General features: G+C 68.8%; 3 protein-coding genes. 2 read left to right on the forward strand and 1 reads right to left on the reverse strand.

The window, feature by feature from the left end:
• The first annotated feature begins 191 nt into the window (after positions 1 to 191).
• Positions 192 to 1550, forward strand: a complete 1359-nt coding sequence (locus HCJ93_RS28920; RefSeq protein ID WP_167998789.1) for an amino acid adenylation domain-containing protein — start codon at positions 192 to 194, stop codon at positions 1548 to 1550.
• 286 nt (positions 1551 to 1836) lie between these two features.
• Here the strand turns inward: HCJ93_RS28920 and HCJ93_RS28925 are convergent, their stop codons facing one another.
• Entirely contained in the window at positions 1837 to 3111 is a 1275-nt protein-coding gene (locus HCJ93_RS28925) for an aspartate aminotransferase type Ic (protein WP_167998790.1), read from the reverse strand.
• Between the two features lie 220 nt (positions 3112 to 3331).
• Between HCJ93_RS28925 and HCJ93_RS28930 the strand changes: the two genes are divergently transcribed.
• On the forward strand, positions 3332 to 3938 hold a 607-nt coding region (locus HCJ93_RS28930; RefSeq protein WP_507202975.1), incomplete at its 3' end, for a nitroreductase family protein.

The raw sequence follows: 3938 nt of genomic DNA on the forward strand, positions 1-3938 counted from the left end.
AGGCGGCGGCACGGATCATCTGCGGCACAAGAACCGGCAGTTTCGGTTTCCGGGCCCTCGGTGCGGGGCCGGGGGCCCGCTTCGCCCGTATCGTCGACCGCGCGCGGGACGCGGGCACCGTCCGGCCTGGCCCGGGCGGCGGCCACTGCATGCCCGCGCGGAAACGTCTATGCATGAGGTGACACCAGCACATGCTGAGAGAATCGGTCCTGTTCGACGAGGGCGAGGACTGGGAAGGGCCCGCCACTTGGGGGCAGCAGAGCTTTTGGGACGGACTACGGCGTTACGACCGCACCGCGTGGTATCTAAACGCCGCGCCGGTCTGGGAAGTGCCCGAAGGCCGGGAGATCGCTGACGTGCTGCGGTTGATCGGCCGAGCTGTATCGGGTTTCGAAGGGCTGCGCACAGATGTCCGTGAGGTGGCCGGCGAAGTGCGCCAGCATGTGTGCGGCAGAGGTTCCTTCGGGGTGGACGTCATCGAGGCGGCAGGTCACCTCCGGGAGACGGTGGCCGCGACCGTCAGACGCCTCCGGGTGCAGCCGCTGGCCGGACCGGAGCAGCTACCGTTCGCTGCCGCGGTCGTGACCGAGCGAGGGCGGCCCCGTCAGGTGGTGTGGTCCCTCTCCCACCTGTCAGTGGACGCGTCGAGCGTGCGTACGCTGCTGGGACATCTCGACGGCACGGGAGCCTGGCAGCTGGCTACGAACCGCAGCCCCCGCGAACAGTACCAATTGGAGGCAGGCGACCGCCTGCGTACAGTGAGCGAGCGGTCCGTGCGGGTCTGGACCGCCACGTTCGGCGATGTGGACCTGCCGTTCGCGCATCCCCGGCGGGACAGCGCCCCCGGGGTCGCCCAGCAGGTGCTGACCTCGACCGCCGCCGCTGGCCGGCTGGAGGACCTCGCAGGGCGTACCGGCGCGGGTACGGCGCCGGTCCTCCTGGCTTCGGTGGCGCTCGCCGTCGGCGCGCTGCTCGACTCTTGCTCGGTTCCGCTCCAGCTCGTGACCTCCAACCGGCACCGCCTCGACGGCGCGGATTATCTGGGGGTGCTTGCGCAGCTCGGGCCACTGCTCGCCCGGGTCACTCCCGACCAGAGTTTCGACGAGATCGTGGCACAGCTGGGACGGAAGTCAATGCGTGCCTACAACAGCGCCTTCTGGTCCCCGCGGGCACTGGACGCCGTCCTGCGGGACGTGGGGCGGGAACCGGACGAGGTGCTGGGCGCAGCCTGCACGTTCAACGACGTCCGCGGGGACTTCCCGGGGCCGCTTCCCCACCCCGGAACCCCCGACGAGGGACGGGACTTCGCCCTGCGGCCCCTCGACTGGTGGCCCTACCAAGGCGGACGCTGCTCGCTCGCGGCGGTCGGCGGGTCGCACGTCCTGCAATTGGCGGCTCGGGTCGACACTGCTTACCTGCCCGCACAGACGGCCGAGCAGCTGCTCGTCGCGGTCAACACTGTGATCCGTGTCGCCCACGTGGGCGACGGGCGGGAGAGGGCCGTCGGAGCCCTGTACGAGGCGGTTGCACGGGCGACGGACGCGCTTTGACGGCTGGGGCCTTTCTTCACCTCCATCTGCTTTCCATCACTCGCCGACTCCCCATCGCATCGACTGTGCTCCGGAAAGGCATTCCCTGCGGCGTCCTGTGTGCACGCTCCATACGTGCCGACCGGAAGACCGCGTCGTCACGCAGCGGACCTGCTCGGGATCGCAGCCGGTGCGGCGGAGGGGTCACATTCCCGACCCAGCGAACCGGAGAGTCGGGGAGGACGCTGCGGACACGGCCAGGGCCCGACGGCGAGGTTCCGCCGCCCCGAGCCTGGCGACCGCTCCGTTACTGGGCGAGGAGCTGCTCGTATCCGACGAGGCGCACACAAACGGCCAGGCTGACGACCGCGTGCTCCAGGTCCTCGATGGAGGGGTAGCTGGGCGCGATACGGATCGTGGCATCGTCCGGGTCAACTCCGTAGGGGTGGGTGGCACCGGCCGGAGTGAGCGCGGTCCCAGCCTCGCCCGCCAGCCGGACCACTTCGGAGGCACCGCCGTGCACGAGCTGCAGCGTGATGAAGTATCCGCCCTTGGGCGAGGTCCATCGGGCCAGGCCGGTTCCGCCCAGCTCCCGTTCGAGGATCTGCTGGACCAGCTCGAACTTCGGCTGGAGCAGGGCGCGCTGCTTCAGCATATGCGCCCGTACGCCTTCCGAGTCTTGCAGGAACAGCGCGTGGCGCAGCTGGTTGAGCTTGTCGGGGCCGATGGAACGCTTGCTGCTCTTGGAGATCAGCCAATCCACGTTGGACTGGGAAGCACCGAAGAAGCCCACGCCAGCGCCAGCGAAGGTGATCTTCGAGGTGGAACCGAAGACGAGGGGACGGTCCGGGTGGCCGTGGGCCTCGGACGCCGCCAACACGTCACGGATCTCCACCTCCTCGTCCGTGAGGTGGTGGACCGCGTATGCGTTGTCCCAGAAGATCCGGAAGTCTGGTGCTGCGGTCGGCATGGAGGCCAGCCGCTCCACGACCTCATCGCTGTAGCTAACACCAGTCGGGTTACTGTACTTGGGGACGCACCAGATGCCCTTGACCGCCGGATCCGTCGCGACCAGCCGCTCCACAACGTCCATGTCGGGGCCCTCGTCCGTCATCGGGACGGAGATCAGCTCCATGCCGAAGCGCTCGCACAGAGCGAAGTGCCGGTCGTAGCCAGGGACCGGGCAGAGGAACGCGATCCGCTCATCGTCCACCCAGCGCCGTGCTGCCCCCGGTACCTCGCTGAGCAGCGCGTGCACCAGACAGTCGTGCATCAGCTCGAGGCTGGAATTGCCGACTGCTAGCAGGCGCTCGGCGGGGACCTGGAGTACCGGTGCGAAGATCTCACGGAGCTCGGGTAGCCCCTTCAGCCCACCATAGTTGCGGCAGTCCGTCCCATCGGACGCAGTCCAGCGGTCGCCGGGCAGTGTCAACAGCTCCCGGGAGATGTCCAGCTGCTCGAGAGCCGGCTTGCCTCGGGTGAGATCGAGCGAGCGGCCCTGCGCCCGGAGCGTTTCGTAGTCCTTGAATGCCCGGTCGCCCTGCGCCGTGAGGTCGCTCATGGGCAAGTCGGTGCTGGTCATGGTCTTTCCTGCCTTTCGCATCTGCCACGGGAGCCGCGAACTCCGGGCCGGAGGTCGACCCTACAAGCCCGGGCCAGGCCGGTGTGCCCGCCCGCGGCCTCGTTCTGCCGTACTCCTGCCTCTGCATCTGCCGCCTGCCCGGCCGTGGCACCGCTAGTTTGACGGACCGGCAGTAAAGCAGCCGCACGCCGGCCAGAGTTGAGGAAGCTGAGGAATGGTCGTGGAGACGCGTGACGTGGCCGCCGAATCTCCGGGGGCGCACGCGGAGCACCGTGTGCCGTTCACCAGCGAGTGGCTGGACATGATTGCGCTCAAGGCTCCGAGGAACCCCGACTTGGTCCCAGTGGCGGACCAGCGGATCGCCCGTGCCATGGGAATCATCCAGGAGGCTCTTGCCCAGCAGGGCGCGGGCGGTGCTCGCAGCGTGCCTTCGGCGGGAGCGCTCTTTCCGTACGACATCGTCCTGCTCACCGAGGAGGAGCGGGACGGAGCCCTCCGCCCCACTGCCTTCAAGGTGGACCTGGTACGACGCTTCTGCCTGCGCCTGCCGGTCGCCGCAGAACCTGTCGAGGCGTTGCACACGGAGCTGGCGCGAGGCTGCACGTTGGCGCATCCGGACCACTTCCTGGTCCTGGCCCGGCCCTGGCTTTCGATGCGGAAGTATGGGCCACGCGGCCACCTCTACACCCATCTCGACGCGGGGCATGCCGCGACGAACCTCCTCGGCATCGCGCTCGGCCGCGGACCCGCTGAGCTGCGGCTACGCATTCCCCGTCCGGCCATCCGGGAGCTGCTGGGCGCTCTTCTGCCGTACCGGGAAGCACATT

The sequence above is a fragment of the Streptomyces composti genome (assembly GCF_012034205.1).
GTDB lineage: Bacteria > Actinomycetota > Actinomycetes > Streptomycetales > Streptomycetaceae > Streptomyces > Streptomyces composti.